The 22,121-nt window shown below is 33.7% G+C and carries 21 protein-coding genes; 14 read left to right on the plus strand and 7 right to left on the minus strand.

The genetic code is table 11. The features are described from left to right. The first annotated feature begins 107 nt into the window (after positions 1-107). On the plus strand, positions 108-941 hold the full coding sequence (locus DFQ11_RS00115; RefSeq protein ID WP_110473616.1) for a phosphatase PAP2 family protein: 834 nt from the start codon (positions 108-110) through the stop codon (positions 939-941). A gap of 115 nt (positions 942-1,056) precedes the next feature. Here DFQ11_RS00115 and DFQ11_RS00120 read toward each other — a convergent pair whose 3' ends face one another. The 5 genes from DFQ11_RS00120 to xrtF form a co-directional block, all read right to left on the minus strand. Next, a complete protein-coding gene (locus DFQ11_RS00120; RefSeq protein ID WP_110473617.1) occupies positions 1,057-1,425 on the minus strand; it encodes a heavy-metal-associated domain-containing protein in 369 nt (122 codons plus the stop codon). A 96-nt stretch (positions 1,426-1,521) separates the two neighbouring features. Further along, entirely contained in the window at positions 1,522-3,762 is a 2,241-nt protein-coding gene (locus DFQ11_RS00125) for a TonB-dependent receptor (protein ID WP_110473618.1), read from the minus strand. A gap of 70 nt (positions 3,763-3,832) precedes the next feature. After that, positions 3,833-4,246 carry an HYC_CC_PP family protein gene (locus DFQ11_RS00130; RefSeq protein ID WP_110473619.1) on the minus strand — a complete coding sequence of 138 codons (414 nt, stop codon included), beginning with the start codon at positions 4,244-4,246 and terminating at the stop codon, positions 3,833-3,835. Between the two features lie 41 nt (positions 4,247-4,287). Beyond that, complete coding sequence (locus DFQ11_RS00135; protein WP_110473620.1) at positions 4,288-4,719, minus strand: exosortase F system-associated membrane protein; 432 nt, start codon at positions 4,717-4,719, stop codon at positions 4,288-4,290. Further along, the gene (xrtF, locus tag DFQ11_RS00140; RefSeq protein ID WP_110473621.1) at positions 4,716-5,267 is read right to left on the minus strand and encodes an exosortase family protein XrtF; all 552 of its coding nucleotides are present in this window, start codon (positions 5,265-5,267) and stop codon (positions 4,716-4,718) included. The genes DFQ11_RS00135 and xrtF overlap by 4 nt, the downstream gene beginning before the upstream one ends. 92 nt (positions 5,268-5,359) lie before the next feature. On the opposite strand from xrtF, the gene DFQ11_RS00145 reads away from it, so the two are divergent. Then, the gene (locus DFQ11_RS00145; protein WP_110473622.1) at positions 5,360-5,821 is read left to right on the plus strand and encodes a GAF domain-containing protein; all 462 of its coding nucleotides are present in this window, start codon (positions 5,360-5,362) and stop codon (positions 5,819-5,821) included. A gap of 70 nt (positions 5,822-5,891) precedes the next feature. On the opposite strand, the gene DFQ11_RS00150 is transcribed toward DFQ11_RS00145, so the two are convergent. Further along, on the minus strand, positions 5,892-7,145 hold the full coding sequence (locus DFQ11_RS00150) for an ABC transporter permease (RefSeq protein ID WP_110473623.1): 1,254 nt from the start codon (positions 7,143-7,145) through the stop codon (positions 5,892-5,894). A 143-nt stretch (positions 7,146-7,288) separates the two neighbouring features. Between DFQ11_RS00150 and purH the strand changes: the two genes are divergently transcribed. The 6 genes from purH (at position 7,289) to rodA (ending at position 14,589) form a co-directional block, all read left to right on the plus strand. Further along, positions 7,289-8,818 (plus strand): bifunctional phosphoribosylaminoimidazolecarboxamide formyltransferase/IMP cyclohydrolase, encoded by a 1,530-nt coding sequence (purH, locus tag DFQ11_RS00155; RefSeq protein WP_110473624.1) that lies wholly within the window; start codon positions 7,289-7,291, stop codon positions 8,816-8,818. 193 nt (positions 8,819-9,011) lie between these two features. Beyond that, entirely contained in the window at positions 9,012-10,040 is a 1,029-nt protein-coding gene (locus tag DFQ11_RS00160; protein WP_110473625.1) for a rod shape-determining protein, read from the plus strand. A gap of 10 nt (positions 10,041-10,050) precedes the next feature. Further along, on the plus strand, positions 10,051-10,872 hold the full coding sequence (mreC, locus tag DFQ11_RS00165) for a rod shape-determining protein MreC (protein ID WP_110473626.1): 822 nt from the start codon (positions 10,051-10,053) through the stop codon (positions 10,870-10,872). Continuing rightward, positions 10,865-11,371, plus strand: coding sequence for a rod shape-determining protein MreD (gene mreD, locus DFQ11_RS00170; protein WP_110474779.1), 507 nt, complete (start codon positions 10,865-10,867; stop codon positions 11,369-11,371). The genes mreC and mreD overlap by 8 nt, the downstream gene beginning before the upstream one ends. Next, entirely contained in the window at positions 11,368-13,284 is a 1,917-nt protein-coding gene (gene mrdA / locus DFQ11_RS00175) for a penicillin-binding protein 2 (RefSeq protein ID WP_110473627.1), read from the plus strand. Before mreD ends, mrdA begins: the two co-directional genes overlap by 4 nt. A 24-nt stretch (positions 13,285-13,308) precedes the next feature. Next, the gene (rodA, locus tag DFQ11_RS00180; RefSeq protein WP_110473628.1) at positions 13,309-14,589 is read left to right on the plus strand and encodes a rod shape-determining protein RodA; all 1,281 of its coding nucleotides are present in this window, start codon (positions 13,309-13,311) and stop codon (positions 14,587-14,589) included. Between the two features lie 52 nt (positions 14,590-14,641). On the opposite strand, the gene DFQ11_RS00185 is transcribed toward rodA, so the two are convergent. Further along, the gene (locus DFQ11_RS00185) at positions 14,642-17,272 is read right to left on the minus strand and encodes a valine--tRNA ligase (RefSeq protein ID WP_110473629.1); all 2,631 of its coding nucleotides are present in this window, start codon (positions 17,270-17,272) and stop codon (positions 14,642-14,644) included. Positions 17,273-17,460: 188 nt separating this feature from the next. On the opposite strand from DFQ11_RS00185, the gene DFQ11_RS00190 reads away from it, so the two are divergent. The 6 genes from DFQ11_RS00190 (at position 17,461) to DFQ11_RS00215 (ending at position 22,121) form a co-directional block, all read left to right on the plus strand. Next, the gene (locus tag DFQ11_RS00190; RefSeq protein ID WP_110474780.1) at positions 17,461-17,886 is read left to right on the plus strand and encodes a DUF1573 domain-containing protein; all 426 of its coding nucleotides are present in this window, start codon (positions 17,461-17,463) and stop codon (positions 17,884-17,886) included. A 117-nt stretch (positions 17,887-18,003) separates the two neighbouring features. Beyond that, positions 18,004-19,194, plus strand: a complete 1,191-nt coding sequence (locus DFQ11_RS00195; protein ID WP_110473630.1) for a pyridoxal phosphate-dependent aminotransferase — start codon at positions 18,004-18,006, stop codon at positions 19,192-19,194. After that, the gene (murB, locus tag DFQ11_RS00200) at positions 19,194-20,207 is read left to right on the plus strand and encodes a UDP-N-acetylmuramate dehydrogenase (protein WP_110473631.1); all 1,014 of its coding nucleotides are present in this window, start codon (positions 19,194-19,196) and stop codon (positions 20,205-20,207) included. Before DFQ11_RS00195 ends, murB begins: the two co-directional genes overlap by 1 nt. Positions 20,208-20,408: 201 nt before the next feature. Then, positions 20,409-20,942, plus strand: coding sequence for an RNA polymerase sigma factor (locus tag DFQ11_RS00205; protein WP_110473632.1), 534 nt, complete (start codon positions 20,409-20,411; stop codon positions 20,940-20,942). 11 nt (positions 20,943-20,953) lie between these two features. Further along, positions 20,954-21,754 carry an anti-sigma factor gene (locus DFQ11_RS00210; RefSeq protein WP_110473633.1) on the plus strand — a complete coding sequence of 267 codons (801 nt, stop codon included), beginning with the start codon at positions 20,954-20,956 and terminating at the stop codon, positions 21,752-21,754. Positions 21,755-21,917: 163 nt separating this feature from the next. Beyond that, positions 21,918-22,121 carry a membrane or secreted protein gene (locus DFQ11_RS00215; RefSeq protein WP_110473634.1) on the plus strand — a complete coding sequence of 68 codons (204 nt, stop codon included), beginning with the start codon at positions 21,918-21,920 and terminating at the stop codon, positions 22,119-22,121.

A 22,121-nucleotide genomic window follows, 5' to 3' on the forward strand; every position in this document is an offset into this window, starting at 1 on the left:
CTCTTAAACATATAACCAACCCCTCTACTCCATTCAATCATAAAATTTGCAATTATTTTAACTGTAAAATAATTAATTATCATTCTATAGCTTAATATATTTGCCGAATGAAAAAGACAATAACCCTCTTAGCATTTGTTATCTCCATGTTTTCCTTTTCTCAGACGGATTCTATATCTGAGAATAAAGTAAAAATATGGGAATCACTTAAATATGATACAAAAGTTAGTGTTAGAAGTATAGGTAATGCTTTTACGCAACCATTACGTTGGAAAAGTGATGATTTTATTACTGCTGGTGGAGTTTTAGCTGGAACAGGTCTTTTGTACTTAGCGGACAATGAAGCCCACAGTTATTTTTTAAAACAAAATAAAGATGTTCCTAATGTTTTAAAGGAGTTTGGGTGGTATTTTGGAAGCCCTCAGAACTTTTTTATGGTCACCACAGGTGTGTATGGTTACGGCTTAATTACGGATAATGAAAAAGTACGAAAGACTGGAATACTAATCATTTCAGGGGCTGTTACCACTGGTATCATACAGTCATTATCAAAAACTATTGTTGGTAGAGCAAGACCTAAACATGGTCCTCATGATGAATTCAGCCCATTTAGTAGTGCCTCTGAATATCATTCATTTCCATCTGGCCATGCTATTTTGACTTTTACAATGGCTCATGCTATCGCTAAACAATTTGATAGTTTTTGGACAAAAGCTGGAATATATGCTGTAGGCTCAATTGCTCCAATTTCAAGATTATGGGCAGATGCACATTGGATTAGCGATGTTGGTCTAGGAATGGCACTAAGTATTATCGTGGTAGATGGAATTGATAATTTTATGAAGAAGCAAGAATTCTATGACTATAGCAAAAAGCCTAAAACCATAACATGGAACCTTCAAGCTGGTTTTAATACTATAGGAATAGTTGGATCTTTCTAACAAATTTCACATATAATTATTCTAAGGTATCTAGGCGATTCTTCGCATTATTCTAAATAACATAATCATAAAAAAGCCTGAACATATCATTCAGGCTTTTTCTTAAACTTTAATTTTACTTCTGCTTCCCTTCGTTTTCGTGATCCTTTACAACTTCTTCATCACGATATTTACAACAAGCATGAACCGTGTTATATTGCTCATCTGTCGCCTTAATTTCTTTGGTATCATGACCAACAGCTGCGATACTTTTCGAAATTGTTTTTAAATCTGTTTTACGCTCATCAAAAATTAGTTTTAACTCGTGCGTGTCTATATTCCATACCGCAGATTTTACACCCTTTGTTCTAACCGCTGCTTTTTCTATACGCTCTTTACACATACCACAAACACCATCTACTTCAATGCTTGCTTTTGCGTTTTTGTTCTGAGAGAATGCTAGCATTCCCATAAATAATACTGTAAGTGTGATTATTTTTTTCATTGTTAATTGTTTTTAAATCCTTTATTAAAGAAATTATATTTATTGTATTTTATTGAGTTGAGATTTCTTTCAACGAGTTTTTAAGCTAATTAGACCCTACTTTATTCGATATCGTAATCCTGCATAATACATACTTCCAAAAATTGGTCCATAGACAAAATTACTATCAAAATTGGCACCAAACGGATTGTCGGCACTAATTACTGGATTATCTTGACGTACATTTGTTACATTTTCTCCTCCTAAATATACTTCAAATTTTGGAGAAAAAACTTTAGTCACTTGCAAATTCAATGTCGCTACACTTGGTGTATGACTATCCACTTGAAATGTTGGATTGCTCATTTCAGTATTAGGAAAACGTTGAGAACTTAACCAATTATAGGTAGCATCAAACTTCCATTGTCCACCATTTGTTTTCATATTAGTTTCGTAACCAGCATTTGCGAATAATCGGTGCTTTGGAGTTAAAGGTTTCTCAAATTGCCCAGATTTATAATCTGTTTGTATATCATAATATTTATAGGCTGTTCTCAAATGGAAGCCTTCAAAGGCATTATAATTAAATTCAAATTGAAAACTATTAGCATAACTTTCACCTTCTAGATTGTAAAAATTAAGTTCAAAAGGGTTTTCCCAATCTACTACAACTTGATTCTGAAAATCTGTTCGATAAAAATCGAAAGTTACATCTGCCTTTCTTCCAAATAAATTAAATCCTTGCAGATAGCTAAGCCCATAATTCCACGCTATTTCTGGATCTAAACCGTAAATACTTCCACCGGAATCCAAAACATTGATTTGTCGAGAACTTGAAAACATATTCTGATTTTCAGCAAAAATATTGGCACTGCGTTTCCCTCTTCCTACAGAAGCTCTTATGGCCGACTTCTCCCAAGGCGTATAACGCACATGCAAACGAGGCGTTACAAAAAAGCCCAACCTATTGTGTTGGTCAACCCTCACTCCCGCCGTCATGGTAAGCTTATCTAAATTATCATAAGCATATTCAAAAAATCCTCCTACAGAATTCTCAATACGCTTGTAAATGCTTGTATTCACTAATTCGTCAAAATGATCGTAAGTAAAGCTTAAACCTGTTTTTATCTTATGTCGAGAATCAGATATAATTGAATTATAAACAATATTTGAATAGAAGCTATTATGTTCTATATCATATAAATTCAATCCAAAATAAGAATCTTGTTTGTGGTGGCTAAATGCCGTTTGAAATCCGATACTTTGATATGGAATTTCTGGATTTACATAACCTATTTTTGTGGTTACTTCAAAACGTTCGGTATTAATTTCACTACCCCAAAAATTAGTGGTGCCTTTGTCTGTTTCTGGATTAAAATTAACTTGACCTGCTTGTTTTTCATCATTGAGATATCTCAAATTAATAAAACTTACAAGACCTTTTTCACCGTTTACATATTGCCAACGATTCATCACATTAATCTGATTGTAAAGTGGCATATCTAAAAAACCATCATCATTAACATCATGCTTTTCTTGGCTTGTATTGCCATGTAAGTACAGGCCAGTACTCCATTTTTCAGATACTTTAGTGTTAATATGAGTATTCAGTTCTAATCGTTCGTTAGATCCCGCATATAAATTCACAAACAATTTATCATCGGTAGAAGGTTTTACAAGTTCGGCATTAATTTGCCCAGCAATACTTTCAAAACCATTCACCACACTTCCTGTTCCTTTTGTAATTTGAATACTTTCAACCCAAGTTCCGGGTATAAAACTTAATCCATAAGCTTGAGAAGCACCTCGGATTGCTGGAATATTTTCAGTGGCTATTAATATATATGGTGAATTTAACCCCAACATTTTAATCTGTTTCGATCCTGAAATCGCATCGGCAAAATTCACATCAATAGACGGGTTGGTTTCAAAACTTTCAGCCAAATTACAACAGGCTGCTTTTAATAATTCATCACTTGTAACTGTGAATGTATTTGAAGCTTCCAAATACGATTTTCTTGTAGCTTGCTTACGAGATGAAATTTCTACCACGTCTAACTCTTCACTTGCTTGAAGCAAATGTGTTATGTATCTGTTCTCGTTTACGGTAATCGTTTCGGTCTTAAAACCAACATAACTAATCACCAATTTATTATATGAAAATTTATAAGGCAAACTGAAAGTACCATCTTCATTGGTAATTGTTCCAACAGATGAATCTAACCAATATACGTTGACACCTTGTAATGGCATTTCTTTTCCGCTGCTAGATTCGTAAATAACGCCTTTTAATTGTTCTTGAGCTTCGGCCATGTATGACAAGCACACAAGGCTAATAAAAAATAATATTTTTTTCATGTTTTTAATTTAGGGTATAACTAATAGCACTTACAGAAGCGCATACTTAAACTTGAGGGTTATAACTAAATCAAATGAGGAAGGTTTCATCCAAAAGTTGGATGTCTCTAATAAGTTTTGGTGGCGAATAATATTGATGTGGAACAACATATTCAGACAAATCTTTAAACAGCTTTACATACGATAAACTATAAGCGATTAAAACGTGTTGCTGAATGACATCTAAGTCGTCGAAAGATGAAATAGTTGTTTCTGAAAGTCCGTCAATTACATGAATCTCGTCCTTACAACAGCTTTTTTGAAGCATGGCATCTGATTCAATTCCTGAAATTTTAGTTCCACAATTTTCACCTTCAGAAAAAATAGCGACATCAATTAATACATCGCCACAAAAATGCTTCGTCACAGTTAAAGACAATGTAGAAAACAGCACTAAAATTGAAAGTGCAAAAGAAATAGCCTTATGTGTAAAGGTGAAATTCACAGCTCAAAGTTACAAAATTCTTCAAGATTAATAATTGATTGCTATTTAAGATTGAGTTTATAATAATAGAAGGCTGGTAGCAGAAGAATCAAGCCAATTGGCTGAATAAGGAATCGTCTAATATTGAAAAACAAATAATAATCTTCTTGCTTCGGATTAATTACGAAATACAAGAAGGGAATCATTAACAAAATGAAGCCAAAAACATAAATCAAAACTGAAAATTTGATAACGCTTTTTTCCTTAAATATAAGATATAGAATTCCTAAGGAAATAACTGAATTTAGCACATATCGCAACGTTGTATAAAAGACAAGTTTAGCCACTTCACGTCTTGGGCTATCTATATATAAATAATCATTTTTAAAAAAGCTCAAATACGGATCGTAAAATAAAACATTCTCATACGCTCTTATCAAAATTAAACACAAAGCTAAAATACCAACCAGTATAAAAGTGACTATTTTATTCATCTGCTTTTAGACGTATTTTTAGAAAATTGATTGACCCAAAACATCCACAATAAAAACACAGTTCCGTAAATCAGCATTGGAAAAATTACCGTGTGTAATATTTCTCTACGCCAAGGATAATGGTAAAGTCCTACAGATAAAATAACAATCCGTATTAAATTAAACACATAGATAATAATACTTCCCGCTAATCCGAATAACAATGTGGTTTTAAACTTACCCGCAAAAGCAACGATAAAAGACAAAAACAAAATGATGATACTAACCGCGTTACAACCTTCAATCACACGAGCTACAAACTTACCATTTATAATCACCTTCATCGATGGCTCATTAGGATGAGGCACAACACTAGCATTGTAACCTAATCCATTTAACAAGGTATTTGTTTGTTTAGCAACTAAATTAGTCATGTAATCTGGATAAAACTTCGATCCAACGGAAGCATCCAAATACATATTATAACTAATGGTCAATACACCGTATACAATTAGAAAGGTAACTATAAAGCGAATAACCGATTTATATTTTAGTAAAAGTGACTTCAAAAATGAGCTATGTTAGTTTGGTGTTAAATTTATAAAAAGAGTAATTCAAAATAGACGAAAATAGATACTTTTACATAAAGTAATTTACAGCTATGACCTTACAAGAATTAAAACCTAAAATAAAATCGATTATATCACAGGAGAACCTAAGTGTTGACGAACGTTTATTAAAGATTTGCGAAACCCTTGAAACAAATATAAGCTATTATAATTGGGTTGGTTTTTACTTCAAAAATGGTGATAAAGACGAATTAAAGTTAGGTCCATACGTTGGCGAGCCTACAGATCATACTATTATTCCATTTGGAAAAGGCATTTGCGGACAAGTTGCTATAAGTAATCAGAATTTTGTGGTCCCAGATGTATCTGCTCAAGACAATTATATCGCCTGCAGTATTACAGTTAAAGCTGAAATTGTGATTCCTATTTTTGTGAATAATGATAATATTGGACAAATAGACATTGATTCTAATACAGCAGATCCTTTTACAGAAGCTGACGAACGTTTTTTAGAATTTGTTTGTAAAGAGGTGGCTACTATTCTAAAATCTTAGAATTATACCTGAAAGAAATTCGAAGTTAATACCTTAACTTAAAAGCGAGAGCACCTCTATAAATCAAGACTTACATTCCCGTCCGAATCGCTTCAACAGGATCTAATCTTGATGCTGTTAACGCCGGAATCACTCCAGAAATCAGTCCTATCATTGACGATACGAAAAATCCTAACAACATATTTTGAGGCGATAGAACAAATTCAAAGTCATCAACAAGGTTGCTTCCTATGATAGTTCCAATCCATACCAAAAACAAACCAACTACACCACCCACTAGAGCAAGAATTACCGCTTCAAACAAAAATTGAAATAAAATAAATCTATTCTTAGCTCCCAATGATTTTTGTATTCCAATTAGATTAGTTCGTTCTTTAACACTAACAAACATAATATTTGCAATACCAAATCCACCAACTAAGAGAGAGAAGCCACTGATTACCCAACCAATTAAATTTAAACTCCCAATAATCTTATCAATAACATCTTGAAGTCCTGAAATTACACTTATAAAAAAAGTGTCAATCTCATCAGGTTTTAAACCTCGTCTGTTTCTCATGACTTGAGTAATTTCAGCCTTTAACCCTTCGATATCTGCATTTTTTTTCGGCTTTAGAATAACCACATATTTTATACTCGGGTTATTATCACCAAACCGATTCCTCACATAATTTGCTGGAAGAAAAATAGAAACATCATTACTATCCCCAAAAATACCTGAGCCTTCTTTTTTCACGACTCCAATCACCGTAAATTTTTGTCCATAAAGACGAACTTTTTTCCCAATAGGATCCAATTCTCCAAAGAGAGATTTTGCTATTTCCGAACCAATGACCACAACTGGACGACCTGAGTTGGATTCAGATTCGTTATAAAAACGCCCTTTTTCAAACTCCATCACTTGGATATCAATAAATTCATGAGATACAACAACGGTATTTACACTGCTTACCAATTCCGATTCATATCTAATATTTTCACGCTTTACAAATAACTGTAAAGCCACATGTTCTGCATCCGAAAGCGAAGATTGTAAACTTTTAAACTCGCTATAAGATACCTCGTCAAATGTTTCACGTTGCCAACGCGGTACATCAGTTGGTCCAAAAGACATATTTGCCAAATACATGGTATTACTATCTAAAGAACTTAATTGAGATTGAATAGTTTTATCAAGCGAATCTACAGCCGCCAAAACTGCGATTATAGAAAAAATCCCAACAGTGACACCTAGTAGCGACAGAAAAGTCCTTAATTTATTGGTCCTAAGCGCATTTATAGCGAATGAAAAACTCTCTTTTAGTAAGCGTAAATAGACCAGCATGCTTCGGTTTTTTATAACATTTTAAATATAGGACGTTTTCAACAATTTATTGTTACAAAAAACTTAAAGAAACTCGTTTTATGGCTTAGCTTTTCATTTCGAATATATGTACTTTTGCAAAACTAAAAACACAACACAACATTATGAGCAACAAAACCATTTCATCGGCTTTAATTTCAGTATTTAGCAAGGATGGATTAGCACCAATCGTTAAAAAATTACATGACCTTAACGTTACAATTTATTCCACTGGTGGCACTGAAAAATTCATCAAAGATTTAGGTATCGACGTCGTACCTGTTGAAGATGTAACGTCTTATCCTTCAATTTTGGGAGGACGCGTAAAAACTTTACATCCAAAAGTATTTGGTGGTATATTAAATCGTCAAAATCATGAAGGTGATGTAGCAGAATTGAAAGAGTTCGACATTCCACAAATCGATGTAGTCATCGTAGATTTATATCCATTTGAAAAAACGGTAGCTTCTGGCGCGAGCAACCAAGATATTATTGAAAAAATTGATATCGGAGGAATTTCCCTAATTAGAGCAGCTGCTAAAAATTATGCAGACGTAACATGCGTATCCTCTGTTGATGATTATGCAGAGTTCTTAGAGTTATTAGAAACTAAAAACGGAGAAACTTCTGAAGAAGATAGAAAGCGTTTTGCTGCGAAGGCATTTAACGTATCTTCACATTACGATTCTGCGATTTTTAATTACTTCAATAAAAACCATGAGATTCCATCATTAAAACTTTCGGAAAACAACGGTAAAGTTTTACGATATGGTGAAAACCCACATCAGAAAGGATTTTTCTTCGGGAATTTTGATGAAATTTTCACGCAACTTCATGGTAAAGAATTAAGTTATAACAATCTTTTAGATGTTGACGCAGCTGTAAATTTAATGTTAGAATTTAAAAATGACGCTCCTACATTCGCCGTATTAAAACACAATAACGCTTGCGGTTTAGCTCAACGAGAAACTGTGAAAGAAGCTTACTTAGATGCATTAGCTGGTGACCCAGTTTCTGCTTTTGGTGGCGTTTTAATTAGCAATACTGAAATAGACGAGGCTGCTGCTGAAGAAATTCACAAACTATTCTGTGAGGTCGTTATAGCTCCTTCATTCACTGCTAAAGCGGAAGAAATTTTAAAAGGTAAAAAGAACAGAATTCTTTTAGTTTTAAAAGATGTTGAAATGCCACAAACAAATGTAAGAACTTGTTTAAATGGCCTTTTAGTACAAGACAGAAATAATATTACAGATACACTGGAAGGCTTAAAGTCAGTTACAAAGAAGACAGCAAGCTCTAACGAACTAGACGATTTAATATTTGCTTCAAAAATTTGCAAGCATACGAAATCAAATACAATCGTTCTTGCAAAAAACAAGCAATTATGTGCAAGTGGAACAGGACAAACAAGCCGTGTTGATGCTTTAAATCAAGCGATTCACAAAGCAAAATCTTTCGATTTTGATTTAAATGGAGCAGTTATGGCAAGCGATGCATTTTTCCCTTTTCCAGACTGTGTAGAAATAGCTGATAAGGCAGGAATAACCGCTGTTATTCAACCAGGTGGATCTATAAAAGATGAGTTGAGCATTGACTATTGTAATGAAAATGATTTAGCTATGGTATTTACAGGAACACGTCATTTCAAACACTAAAATGACAGAAAATATGTCTTTTAATTAGAGCTTAAAATTTGATCAAATTTTGTATCAATTTTAAGCTCTATTTTAAATTCAAAAAAAATTGAGCAATAAACATCTAGAATCCTTTAAATATCGTATAATTTAGTACATTTACAGATAGTCTTACTTAGAAGACACGAATAACCCAAATAATTAATAATAGCACATGGGATTTTTTGATTTCCTAACGGAAGAAATAGCCATAGATTTAGGAACCGCGAATACATTAATAATACATAACGATAAAGTTGTTGTTGATAATCCATCTATAGTAGCCAGAGATAGAATTACCGGTAAAATCATCGCCGTTGGTAAGGAAGCCAACATGATGCAAGGTAAAACACATGAAAACATCAAAACTATTCGTCCTTTGAAAGACGGAGTTATTGCTGATTTTGATGCTTCTGAGCAAATGATTAGTATGTTTATAAAGAACATACCTGCATTGAAAAAGAAATTTTTCAATCCAGCATTGCGTATGGTCGTTTGTATTCCATCTGGTATTACCGAAGTAGAAATGCGCGCGGTAAAAGAATCATGTGAACGTGTTAATGGAAAAGAAGTATACTTAATCCATGAGCCAATGGCAGCAGCAATTGGTATTGGTGTAGATATTATGCAGCCTAAAGGGAATATGATTGTTGACATAGGTGGTGGAACAACGGAAATTGCAGTTATTGCTCTTGGAGGAATTGTATGTGATAAATCTGTAAAAGTTGCAGGTGACGTGTTCACCAACGATATTATATACTACATGAGAACTCAACATAACTTATATGTTGGAGATAGAACTGCGGAAAAAATTAAAATTCAAATTGGTGCAGCTACGGAAGATTTAGAATTACCACCAGAAGACATGAGTGTTCAAGGTCGTGATTTGTTAACCGGAAAACCAAAGCAAGTTCAAATTTCTTATCGTGAAATTGCTAAAGCCTTAGATAAATCTATTTTACGTATTGAAGATTCTGTTATGGAAACTTTATCTCAAACGCCACCAGAATTGGCAGCAGATATTTACAATACTGGAATTTATTTAGCAGGTGGTGGCTCTATGTTAAGAGGTCTTGATAAGCGTTTATCTCAAAAAACAGATTTACCAGTATACATCGCAGAAGATCCATTAAGAGCTGTGGTTAGAGGTACAGGAATAGTGCTTAAAAATTTACCTAAATACAAAAGCATATTGATTAAATAAGACGTAAATAATGCAACAAATTTTAAATTTTGTTATAAAAAACAAAACCTTTCTGTTGTTTTTATTGCTTTTTAGTATTGCTTTAGGTTTAACCATTCAATCGCATTCTTATCACAGGAGTAAATTCATAAATTCGGCCAATGCTTTAACTGGTGGGGTTTATGGTACCGTAAATTCTGTAGATCAATATTTTCATTTAAAAACCGAGAACGAATTACTTGCGGAGGAAAACAAACGCTTGAGAGAACAACTTCTTATTCGAGAAGCCTCATTGGATTCTTCATTTGTAGACACAACCTATGCCGAGGGTAGGTATAAAATCACCATCGCACAAGTGTTTAAAAACAGTTACTCGCTCCCAAATAATTATCTCACCTTAAACAAAGGTAAAAACGATAGTATTAAACAGGATTTTGGAGTGATAAACTCTAATGGTATTATTGGAATCATTGACAACACCTCTAAAAATTATTCAACGGTACTATCCATTCTTAACAGAAGAAGTAGAATTAATGCTAAAATTAAATCATCAAATCATATCGGTTCTTTAACCTGGAATGGAGAATCTCCAATTTATGTTCAGTTGGAGGACGTCTCTCAATTTGCGCCTATAAAAGTTGGTGATACTATACAAACTGGTGGTGAGTCTACAATTTTTCCAAAAGGAATTGGAATAGGAACTATTGATAGTTTTGAAACAGATATAAGTGGCGATACTTATATTATCGAAGTTAAATTATTCAATGATATGACCAACCTTGGAACAGTTTATATTTTAGAAAATTTGGATCGTGCTGAAATCCTTTCATTAGAAAACGATGGTAATGAATAATATTGCTGGTTCAAATATCATTCGATTTATCATACTATTACTAGTGCAAGTGGTGATATGTAACCATATCAACTTCTTCGGTTATGTGAATCCTTACATTTATATCATTTTCATCTTTCTATTTCCAATCCGTGAAGAACGCTTGATTCTATTAATCGTAAGCTTCATGCTTGGCCTTTTAGTAGATGTGTTTTCAGATTCAGGAGGCGTACATGCGGCGGCGGCAGTTAGCTTGGCTTATATAAGACCTGTATTGCTTAAAAGTTCTTACGGAATGCTGTACGAACACCAAAGTATTAAATTTAACTCCACGGATATTGGCAGCTTAATAACTTATATTTCATTGGGTACGGTTATACATCATTTCATAATGTTCTCTCTGGAAACTTTTAACATTACCCATATACTATTAGTCCTAAAAAAGACGTTATTCTCGAGTATTTTCACTATAATTCTTAGTGTATTAATTATAATTCTATTTAGCCGAAAACGTAAATGAGAAAACTGTTATTAATAACCACGGTTATACTTGTTGGACTCATTTTTATTGCTCGTTTATTTTACCTCCAAGTTTACGATAACTCTGCGTACAATATATTTGAAGACAACGCAATTCGAAAGGTATACAATTACCCCAAACGTGGATATGTATACGATAGAAATGGTAAATTATTAGTAGCTAACCAACCATCTTATGATGTCATGGTAATTCCAAGAGAAGTTGCTCCTTTAGACTCTCTAGATATTGAAGAATTCTGCGCTCTTTTAAAAATAACTCGAGAAGAGTACGATAGTAAACTTAGAAAAGCGACCAATTATTCGCCGCGATTACCATCTCCTTTCGTACCACAGTTATCCAAAAGCGATTATGCCGTACTCCAAGAAAAAATGCGAAAATTTGAAGGATTCTATATTCAAAAACGTTCATTACGATCCTATCAAACTTCAATTGGAGCGAATGTTTTAGGAGATATAGGGGAAGTTAACCGTTCTATTATTTCTAAACAACCCTATTATAAAATGGGTGACCTCATAGGAAAACAAGGAGTAGAGTTATCTTATGAAGAACAGCTACGCGGCGTTAAAGGAATTAAATTTATTCAAAAAGATAGATTCAATAAAAACATAGGCCCTTATAAAGACGGAAAATTTGACACTTTACCTCAGCCTGGTAAAGACATCAAAATCACTATTGATGCTGAATTGCAGAAATACGGTGAATTATTAATGAAAAATAAGCGAGGGGGTATTGTCGCTATAGATCCTAGGTCGGGTGAAATCTTAGCATTAGTATCAGCTCCCAGTTATAACCCAAATCTTTTAGTAGGTAGAGATCGTTCAAAAAATTTCACAAGGCTATTTAGGGACAGTATTGCGAAACCCTTATTCGATAGAGGTCTACAAGCACAATATCCTCCAGGATCGCCATTTAAAGTAATTAATGCACTCATTGGATTGCAAGAAGGCGTAGTTAACGTAGACGATCAAGTAACCTGTAGATTAGGATATTATTATGGAAGCCGAAAACTTACGGGCTGCCACCATCATGTTAGTCCTATTGCCATGGTAAATGGTATTGCACAATCTTGTAATGCTTATTTTGTAAATATATATCGAAGAATTATTGACAAATATGATGATGCTGGTGTAGGTCAAAATAAATGGGCAGATCATGCTAAGAGCTTTGGATTAGGTGACTTTTTAGGATACGATTTAAATATAGGACGCCCAGGTAGAATTCCTGATGGAAATTATTACGATAGAGCTTATGGTGATAACCGTTGGGGATCAACTTATATTGTATCTAATGCTATTGGACAAGGTGAAGTTGAAACAACTCCAATTCAACTCGCAAATATGACCGCTGCAATCGCTAATCGAGGTTATTTTTATACACCTCATATTATCAAAGAAATTGAAGACGATACTATTCCATCTAAATATACTACACCTAAATACACAACTATAGACAAAAAACATTTTGAACCAGTAGTACAAGGTATGTTTGATGTTTACACCAAGGGAACAGCTAAATATCTACAGGTTCCAGGTATAGATATTTGTGGTAAGACAGGTACGGCAGAAAACTTTGTAAAAATTGATAATGTTCGAACTCAACTTACCGATCACTCAATTTTTGTGGCATTTGCACCTAAAGATAATCCAACAATCGCTTTAGCTATCTTTGTTGAAAATGGATATTGGGGAAGCCGTTTCGCAGGCAGGATGGCTAGTTTGATGATTGAAAAATATATAAGAGGCCATATTACAAGAACCGATTTGGAACAATGGATATTCACCCACAGTTTAGAAAACGAATATGAAAAACCACAGTCGGGAGAACCTTTTAAAATAAATGGACAATCCTCACTACAGGTCATAGAGAATTATGCCATTGACAACTCAAAATAATTAGAGGTAAAACAATAACCATTCATGCTGAGAGAAAACCAAAGACATTTTAAATTTGATTGGATAACTATTATCCTATTTCTACTATTAGTAGCTTTTGGTTATTTAAATATCTTATCTGCTTCACACGAAGGAGAAATCACAAGTTATTTTGATACAAGTCAGTCTTACGGCAAACATCTAATTTTTATCTCACTAACTCTTATACTTATAGTATTAACCCTCTCCTTAGAGGCCAAGTTCTATGAACAGTTTGCTAGTATTATATATATAGTCGCCATGTTGTCCTTAGTAGGACTGTTTATATTCGGAAAGGAAGTGAATGGTGCCCGTGCTTGGTATGGCATTGGAAGCATGACCATACAACCTGCCGAATTTGCGAAATTTGCCACAGCACTGGCTGTAGCACGCTACATTAGCGACCTGCAGACCAATATGCAAACCATAAAAGATCAGTTGAGAGTTGCTGCCATTATTCTAATTCCTGCCTTATTAATATTACTACAAAATGATGCAGGAAGTACATTAGTTTATTTAGCTTTCTTTTTTGTTTTTTACCGAGAAGGCTTACAACAAGTGTATTTAATAATTGCAATATCGTTAATCATACTAGCTGTCTTATCACTTAAATTTGGAATTATCATAACCTCAATAGCCACTGCGTTAATACTTGTAATAGCTTATTTCTTTAGACGAAAAAAACGAGGTTTGATACCTAGATTTGTTGTGATATTTTTAGCTTCAGTTCTTATTTCTTTCGGAATTAAATTCTTCTACACGAATATTCTTAAAGTACATCAACAAAACAGAATTAGCTTATGGTTACGTTTAGAAAAAGACCCTGCTAAATTAGAGAAAATGAAGAAAGAAGAAGCTTATAACCTTCTTCAATCCGAACAAGCAATTAGCTCTGGTGGTTTTTCCGGAAAAGGATTTTTACAAGGTACAAGAACAACAGGTAAATTTGTTCCCGAACAACATACAGATTATATTTTTAGTACAGTAGGCGAAGAATGGGGTTTTATAGGCACAAGTTCTGTTGTAATTCTATTTGTACTCTTAATTCTAAGAGTGCTATACTTAGCTGAAGACCAAAAGTCGCAATTTAGTCGGGTATACGGTTATGGCGTGGCTTCTATTCTATTCATTCACTTCACTATTAACATTGGTATGGTTATGGGATTAATTCCAACTATTGGGATTCCCCTACCCTTCTTTAGTTATGGTGGTTCTGGACTTTGGGGCTTTACAATTCTCTTATTTATATTTGTTAAATTAGATAGCAATAAGATCAACGAATGGTAAACAAAAAAAGACCGCTTTACAGCAGTCTTTTTTATCATCTTATAAACTAGTTTTATTTCAAACTTGCTAAACTTGCCTTTATGGTTTCGATTTTAGCTAAAGCATCTGCTTCCTTTTTCTTTTCCGAAGCTACTACTTGCTCTGGTGCTCCTGCAACAAATCGTTCGTTAGATAATTTCTTTTGAACAGACTTAAGAAATCCTTCAGTATAGTTTAATTCTTCTGTTAGCTTTTTAATTTCGGCTTCTACATCAATACTGCCTTCCATCGGAATAAAGTATTCATTCGATTTAACTCGATAAGTTAAAGCACCTTCAACCGCTTCTGTAACATATTCGAAGCTCTTAAGGTTGCCTAACTTAGCAATAACATCATCAAATGTATTGGCTACCTTCTCATTATTAACTACAGAAAAATCGATTGCATCTTTAAATGCTATATTCTTTTGTTTTCTAATATTTCTGATTCCAGTAATGACATCTGAAGCGAAGTCGAATTCAGAAATCAAATTTTCGTTTATTGGCTTAGCTTCCGGCCATTTTGCAACGATTAAAGCTTCTTCAGGAGAACGTTCCTTGATATATTGCCAAATATCTTCAGTTAAGAATGGCATAAAAGGATGCACTATTTTTAAGTTATCTTCAAAAATAGACATCACTTTATTATAAGTTGTAGTATCAATAGGTTGCTTATATGCTGGTTTAACCATCTCTAACATCCAACCACAAAAATCGTCATAGATTAATTTGTAGATGGCCATTAAAGCATCACTTAATCTGTATTTACTAAAGTGATCTTCAATATCGATTAATACTTTTTGGAATTTCGCTTCGTACCATTCTAAAGCTATTTTACTTGAATTTGGTTGCTCAATATCGGCAACTTCCCAAAGGTTAGTTAACTGAAAGGCATTCCATATTTTGTTTCCGAATCCTTTTCCTTGCTGACATAAAGCTTCATCAAACATTAAATCATTTCCAGCCGCAGAGCTTAATAATAGTCCAACTCTAACACCATCAGCACTATATTCCTCAATAAGTTTTAATGCGTCAGGAGAGTTTCCTAAAGATTTCGACATTTTACGTCGTTGTTTATCTCTAACTAAACCCGTTAGGTAAACATTTTCAAATGGTCTTTGGTCTTTATATTCATAACCCGCAATAATCATACGCGCTACCCAAAAGAATAAAATATCTGGACCTGTAACTAAATCGTTAGTAGGATAGTAATATTTAATTTCTTCGTTTTCTGGATTCCTGATACCATCAAAAACACTCATTGGCCATAACCATGATGAGAACCATGTGTCTAATGCGTCTGTATCTTGAGTTAAATCTTCTGCTTTTAAGCTTGGATTACTCGTAGCCTCTCTTGCTAGTTCCACAGCCTTTTCTAGCGACTCTGCAACAACAAAATCTTCTTTTCCATCGCCATAGAAATAAGCAGGAATTTGTTGTCCCCAAAGTAACTGACGAGAAATATTCCAATCGCGAATATTTTCCATCCAATGTCTATACGTGTTTTCAAACTTCTTTGGAAACAACTTAACCTCTCCAGTCTTCAAAACGGCATCAATAGCAGGTTTCGCTAAATCTTCCATTTTTAAGAACCATTGATCACTTAGACGAGGCTCAATAACTGCCTTAGTTCGTTCAGAAGTTCCTACTTTATTAAGGTGCGTTTCTGTTTTTACTAAAACACCGGCATCCTTTAATTCTTTTACAATAGCTTTTCTTACTACGAAACGGTCTTGACCTTCGTAATGCATTCCATAGCTATTTAAACTTGCATCATCATTAAATATATCTACAACTTCAAGCTGATGTTTATCACCTAAAACTTTGTCATTTTCATCATGAGCAGGTGTCACTTTTAGACATCCTGTTCCGAATTCAACATCTACATAGTCGTCTTCAATAATAGGAATTACCCTTCCACAGATAGGAACAATAGCTTTCTTCCCTTTTAAATGTGTAAAACGTTCGTCATTCGGGTTGATACAAATAGCAGTATCTCCAAATATGGTTTCTGGTCGCGTTGTAGCAATCGTTAATTTTTCATCACTACCCTCCACTTTATATTCTAAATAATAAAGTGAACCTTGTTGTTCTACATGAATAACCTCTTCATCCGATAAAGTCGTTTTCGCTTCTGGATCCCAGTTCACCATTCTGTAGCCTCGATAGATTAAGCCTTTGTTGTATAAATCAACAAACACCTTAATTACAGCTTCAGACATTTCGTCATCCATGGTAAACTTGGTTCGGTCCCAATCACAAGAACAACCTAACTTTTTTAATTGTTCCAGGATTACACCTCCATACTCATCTGTCCATTCCCAAGCATATTTTAAAAACTCTTCACGAGATAAATCGTTTTTGTCAATTCCTTGTTCTTTGAGTTTAGCAACAACTTTAGCTTCAGTAGCAATAGAAGCATGATCGGTACCCGGTACCCAGCACGCGTTTTTACCTAATAATCGAGCACGACGGATTAATACATCCTGAATTGTATTATTTAACATGTGCCCCATATGCAGGACTCCTGTTACGTTTGGCGGAGGTATAACAATGGTATAAGGCTCTCTTTCGTCTGGTTTGGAATGAAAGTATTTGTTCTGCATCCAGTAATCGTACCACTTACTTTCTACTGACGATGCATTATATTTAGATGGGATTTCCATATTTTGGTATTGTTTTTGTACTGTAATAGGCAAAAGTACTTATAATTCCTTTTTTTAGAAATTAATTAGTGTAAGAATATAGGTGAGAAAACCATAATTTCTGTTAAATGGAATGCATTACAACTAATATATTTTGATTGGAGGCAAAAAGTGAGTAGTTTTGAATAATCAATTTTAAAATTAAAATGATGAAAAATTTAATAACAATTTTATTTGTAGGGTTAATTAGCTTAGGTTCTTTTGCTCAAGAAAAAGTAGCAAAGATCGAGTTTAAAACAGATGTTATTGACTATGGTACTATAGAAAAAGGTGCTGATGGTGTGCGCGTATTTGAATTTACAAATACTGGAGATGCACCTTTAATTATTTCTAATGTAAGATCGACTTGCGGATGTACAATCCCTAAAAAGCCTAAAGGTCCTATCATGCCTGGAGAAACTGGCGAGATTGAAGTAAAATATGACACAAACAGAGTAAGCCCAATTAGAAAAACAATTACTGTTATTTCTAATGCTGAAACACCAACCGTAGCCTTAAAGATTAAAGGTTTAGTAGTTGACCCTAATAAAACAAGTGTTTTAGAAAAGAAAAGCAAAAGTATGATTGAACAATAATCAGTCATAAAATAAGTTTATAAGTGAGTTCTCAAATTGAGAGCTCATTTTTTTTACAGTAATTTTTCTGTAAGCTTTAATAAATTTCAGACCTTAGCATTTTAAAAACAATATCACATGCCAGCAATATCTAAAAAAGGCACTAATATGCCAGAATCACCAATTAGAAAATTGGTACCATACGCAGAAGAAGCAGTAAAAAAGGGAAAAAAAGTACATTACTTAAATATTGGTCAACCTGACATAAAAACGCCTCAAGTTGCTCTCGATGCGATTAAAAATAACACTCTTGAAACCATCGCTTATAGCAGATCGGAAGGTTCTGAAAGTTACAGAACAAAAATCGCAGAATACTATAAGCATAACTCTATTGAAGTTAAACACTACGATATAATTGTTACAACTGGTGGTAGTGAAGCACTTTTATTTGCTTTTGGTAGCATTATGGATGTTGGTGATGAAATTATTATTCCAGAACCGTTTTATGCGAACTACAACGGATTCTCAACGGCGTCTGGTGTAAACGTTGTTCCTGTTATTTCTAAGATTGAAGATAATTTTGCATTACCTCCTATTGAGGAATTTGAAAAATTAATCACTCCAAAAACTAAAGCTATTTTAATTTGTAATCCGGGAAACCCGACAGGTTATCTGTATTCAAAAGAAGAAATAAAACAACTTGCTTCGATTGTAAAAAAGCATGATTTATTTCTAATTGCAGATGAAGTCTACCGTGAATTTGTTTACGATGGCATTGAACATTATTCAATTTTACAAGAACCTGGTTTAGAAGAACACGCTATTGTTATTGATTCCGTTTCTAAACGCTATAGTATGTGTGGCGCACGTATTGGATATTTAGTTTCAAAAAACAAAGCCTTTATCAAAACAGCTTTAAAATTTGCTCAAGCAAGATTAAGTCCTCCAACTCTAGCTCAGATTGCTTGTGAAGCTGCTTTAGACACGCCACAAAGTTACTTTGACGAGGTAAAAGAAGAATATGTAAAGCGTAGAAACACCTTAATTGAAGAATTAGAAAAGATTGACGGAGTCAAAGTCGCAAAACCTAATGGTGCATTTTATTGTATCGCAGAATTACCAGTGAAAAATTCTGACGACTTTGCGAAATGGCTTTTAGAATCTTTTGATTATAAGAACAGTACGGTAATGGTGGCTCCTGCTGCCGGATTCTATTCTACTCCTGGCGTTGGCCTAAACCAAATTCGAATTGCTTATGTATTAAACGAAGACAGTTTAAGAACTGCTGTTAAAATATTAGAGGAAGCCTTAAAAGTTTATAAAGACTAATGACCATTAATAATAATGTCTCATTAAAAGCGTATAATACCTTTGGAATAGACGCCAAAGCACAATCGTTTTGCAATATTACATCAATTAACGTCCTTGCCGATGTCTTAAAAAAACATCGGCAAGAGGCGTTATTTATCTTAGGAGGTGGCAGCAATATGCTCCTCACAAAAGATATCGATGCTTTAGTTCTTCATATCAATTTAAGAGGAATCGAAGTTGTACGCGAGACTCAAAACACCGTAATTGTTAAAGCTATGGCTGGTGAAAACTGGCATAATTTTGTCCTATGGTGTTTAAAACATAATTATGGCGGCATTGAAAATTTATCTTTAATACCTGGAAATATAGGTACTGCTCCTATTCAAAATATAGGTGCTTATGGAGTTGAACTAAAGGATGTCTTTGTGAGCTGTGAAGCCATGAATATTGAAAATCAAACTATAGACAGCTTTACAAAAGAAGATTGCCATTTCGCTTATAGAGAATCTATTTTTAAACAAGACTTAAAAGGGAAATATATAATAACAAGTGTCCAAATTGAGCTCACAAAAAACAATCATCAATTAAACACGGGTTACGGAGCCATTCAAACCGAATTAAAAAATCGCAGAATAGAAACTCCAACTATACAGGATATTTCTGAAGCGATTATAGCCATTAGACAAAGTAAATTACCAGACCCAAAAAAAATTGGTAATTGTGGAAGCTTCTTCAAAAACCCTATAATTACTTTAGATTCGTTTTTAGAATTAGAAAGTAATTTCCCTGATGTCCCATCCTATAAAGTTTCAGATACTCACATAAAAGTACCAGCAGGTTGGCTTATTGAAAAAGCCGGTTTTAAAGGAAAGCGATTTAATGATCATGGGGTACACAGTAATCAAGCTTTGGTATTAGTTAATTATGGCAACGCAAGTGGAAAAGAAATTTTTGAACTAGCACAGTTAATCCAAAAAACTATTAAGCGACTATTTGATATTAAAATTGAGACTGAAGTTAATATAATATAAAACAAAAGTCACAATTTTCATTGCGACTTTTGACTTTAGAATAATTTGGTTTAAAAATGCTATTAATCAAACTCTTACTAAGGTAAAACCATTCTAATATTGTATAATTATCACCATTAATGGTGTAATTAATTATTTATATTTACGTGAATAAGTTCAATTTGGACGTTTCATAACAGAAAATAACTATAATTTAACATTTTGAGCACTACTCCTACAGAAGATAAAATCATTGAACTCCTTGGTAAAGGAGATAAGCGTGCTTTAAACTTACTTTACGAAAATTACTCCAATAGTCTTTATGGTGTGATTCTAAAAATCACCATCAATGAAGAGATCGCTCAAGATGCTTTGCAGGAAACCTTTGTTAAAGTTTGGAAAAACGCTTCAAAATACGATGCTTCAAAAGCTAAGCTATTTACTTGGTTGTTTCGTATTGCGAGGAATACAGCCATTGATAAACTCAGAAGTTTCAATAATCGCTTTCATAAAGAAGTCCAAATTGAAACTTCAGACGTATATATATTACCAACATCGAACTTTAATCAAGATGTCATGGACATCAAAGAACATGTTGGAAAACTAGAAGAAAAATATCAAATTGTGTTAGACGCATTGTTTTTTCAAGGCATGACACAACAAGAGGCTAGCGAAGAATTAGACATTCCTCTTGGCACGATTAAATCTAGATTAAAAATAGGACTGCGCGAACTTAGAAAAGTTTACCATCCATAAATTATTTGATCATGGAAACAAAATTAAACAACTTTTTAAACTCAGACCTTCTCAGTCGGTATTTGGTCGGAGACACTTCTTTGGAAGAATCTAAGGAGGTAGAACATTTTATTTCGAATTACCCGAAAGCAGCACAAGCATTTGATGAGCTTCAGAATAATATAGAAATTGTAGCAAAAGTTGGAGCTGAAGAAGCACCAAATCATATCTTAAGCAATATCTTAGATGCCATAGAAGATAAACCTACGGATTCTAAAGTAATTCATATGGCTCAGAGCAGAAGAACACCTTGGTTTAGTTTTGCGGCGAGTGTAGCTGCTGTAGTATTTGCAGTGACCTCATTTATGCTTTATCAAAAAAATCTTCAACTAACTAGTGAAAACAATATCGTCGTTGAAGAAATTTATGATTTGCGTAGTGATATCGAATATAACAATTCGAAACTGGATGAATTATCAAGAGAGTTATTGAAATTAAACAATCCGAATTCTAAAAAATATGTCATAAACGGTAACGAACGTGCAAAGAATTTAAAGACGGTTGCATATATCAACCCTGTTGAAAAAACATCTATGATTGATGTTATTACATTACCTCGTTTACCAGAAGAGCAGCAATACCAAATTTGGGCAGAACTTCAGGACAGAATGGTTAACTTAGGGATCTTAGATGAGTCTGATCGTAAGTTGAAACAAATCCCTTATATGGAAGATGCCTTAGCATTAAGTATAAAGATTGGAAACAAAGGTGACAATACAGAAGAAAATAGCACGGAAGTTGCTGAAATATCTCTAAAAGATAAAGAGAATTAGAACATATTAAATAAAGATTTTAAAGAGGCGTAGTTTTAACTATGCCTCTTTTTTTATATCAAAAGTTCTTCTATGAAAGTTAGGTTCCTTATAAATTCTCGACTAAAAAAGCTATCGCATATAAACGCAAAAGTATTATCTTTGCACTAAATTAAGCATTACAATGAAATTATTACTTCTTACTCTTGGATTACTCGCCTTAGGTGTAGCAGGAATAACCATAAAAATATGGGCTAAAAAGGACGGTAAATTTGCTGGCACTTGCGCAAGTCAAAACCCTATGCTTAATAAAGACGGTGAAGCTTGTGGATTTTGTGGAAAATCACCTGAAGAATACAAAAACTGCAACGAAACTCAACATTCTTAA

This window comes from Winogradskyella epiphytica, assembly GCF_003217215.1.
Taxonomy (GTDB): domain Bacteria; phylum Bacteroidota; class Bacteroidia; order Flavobacteriales; family Flavobacteriaceae; genus Winogradskyella; species Winogradskyella epiphytica.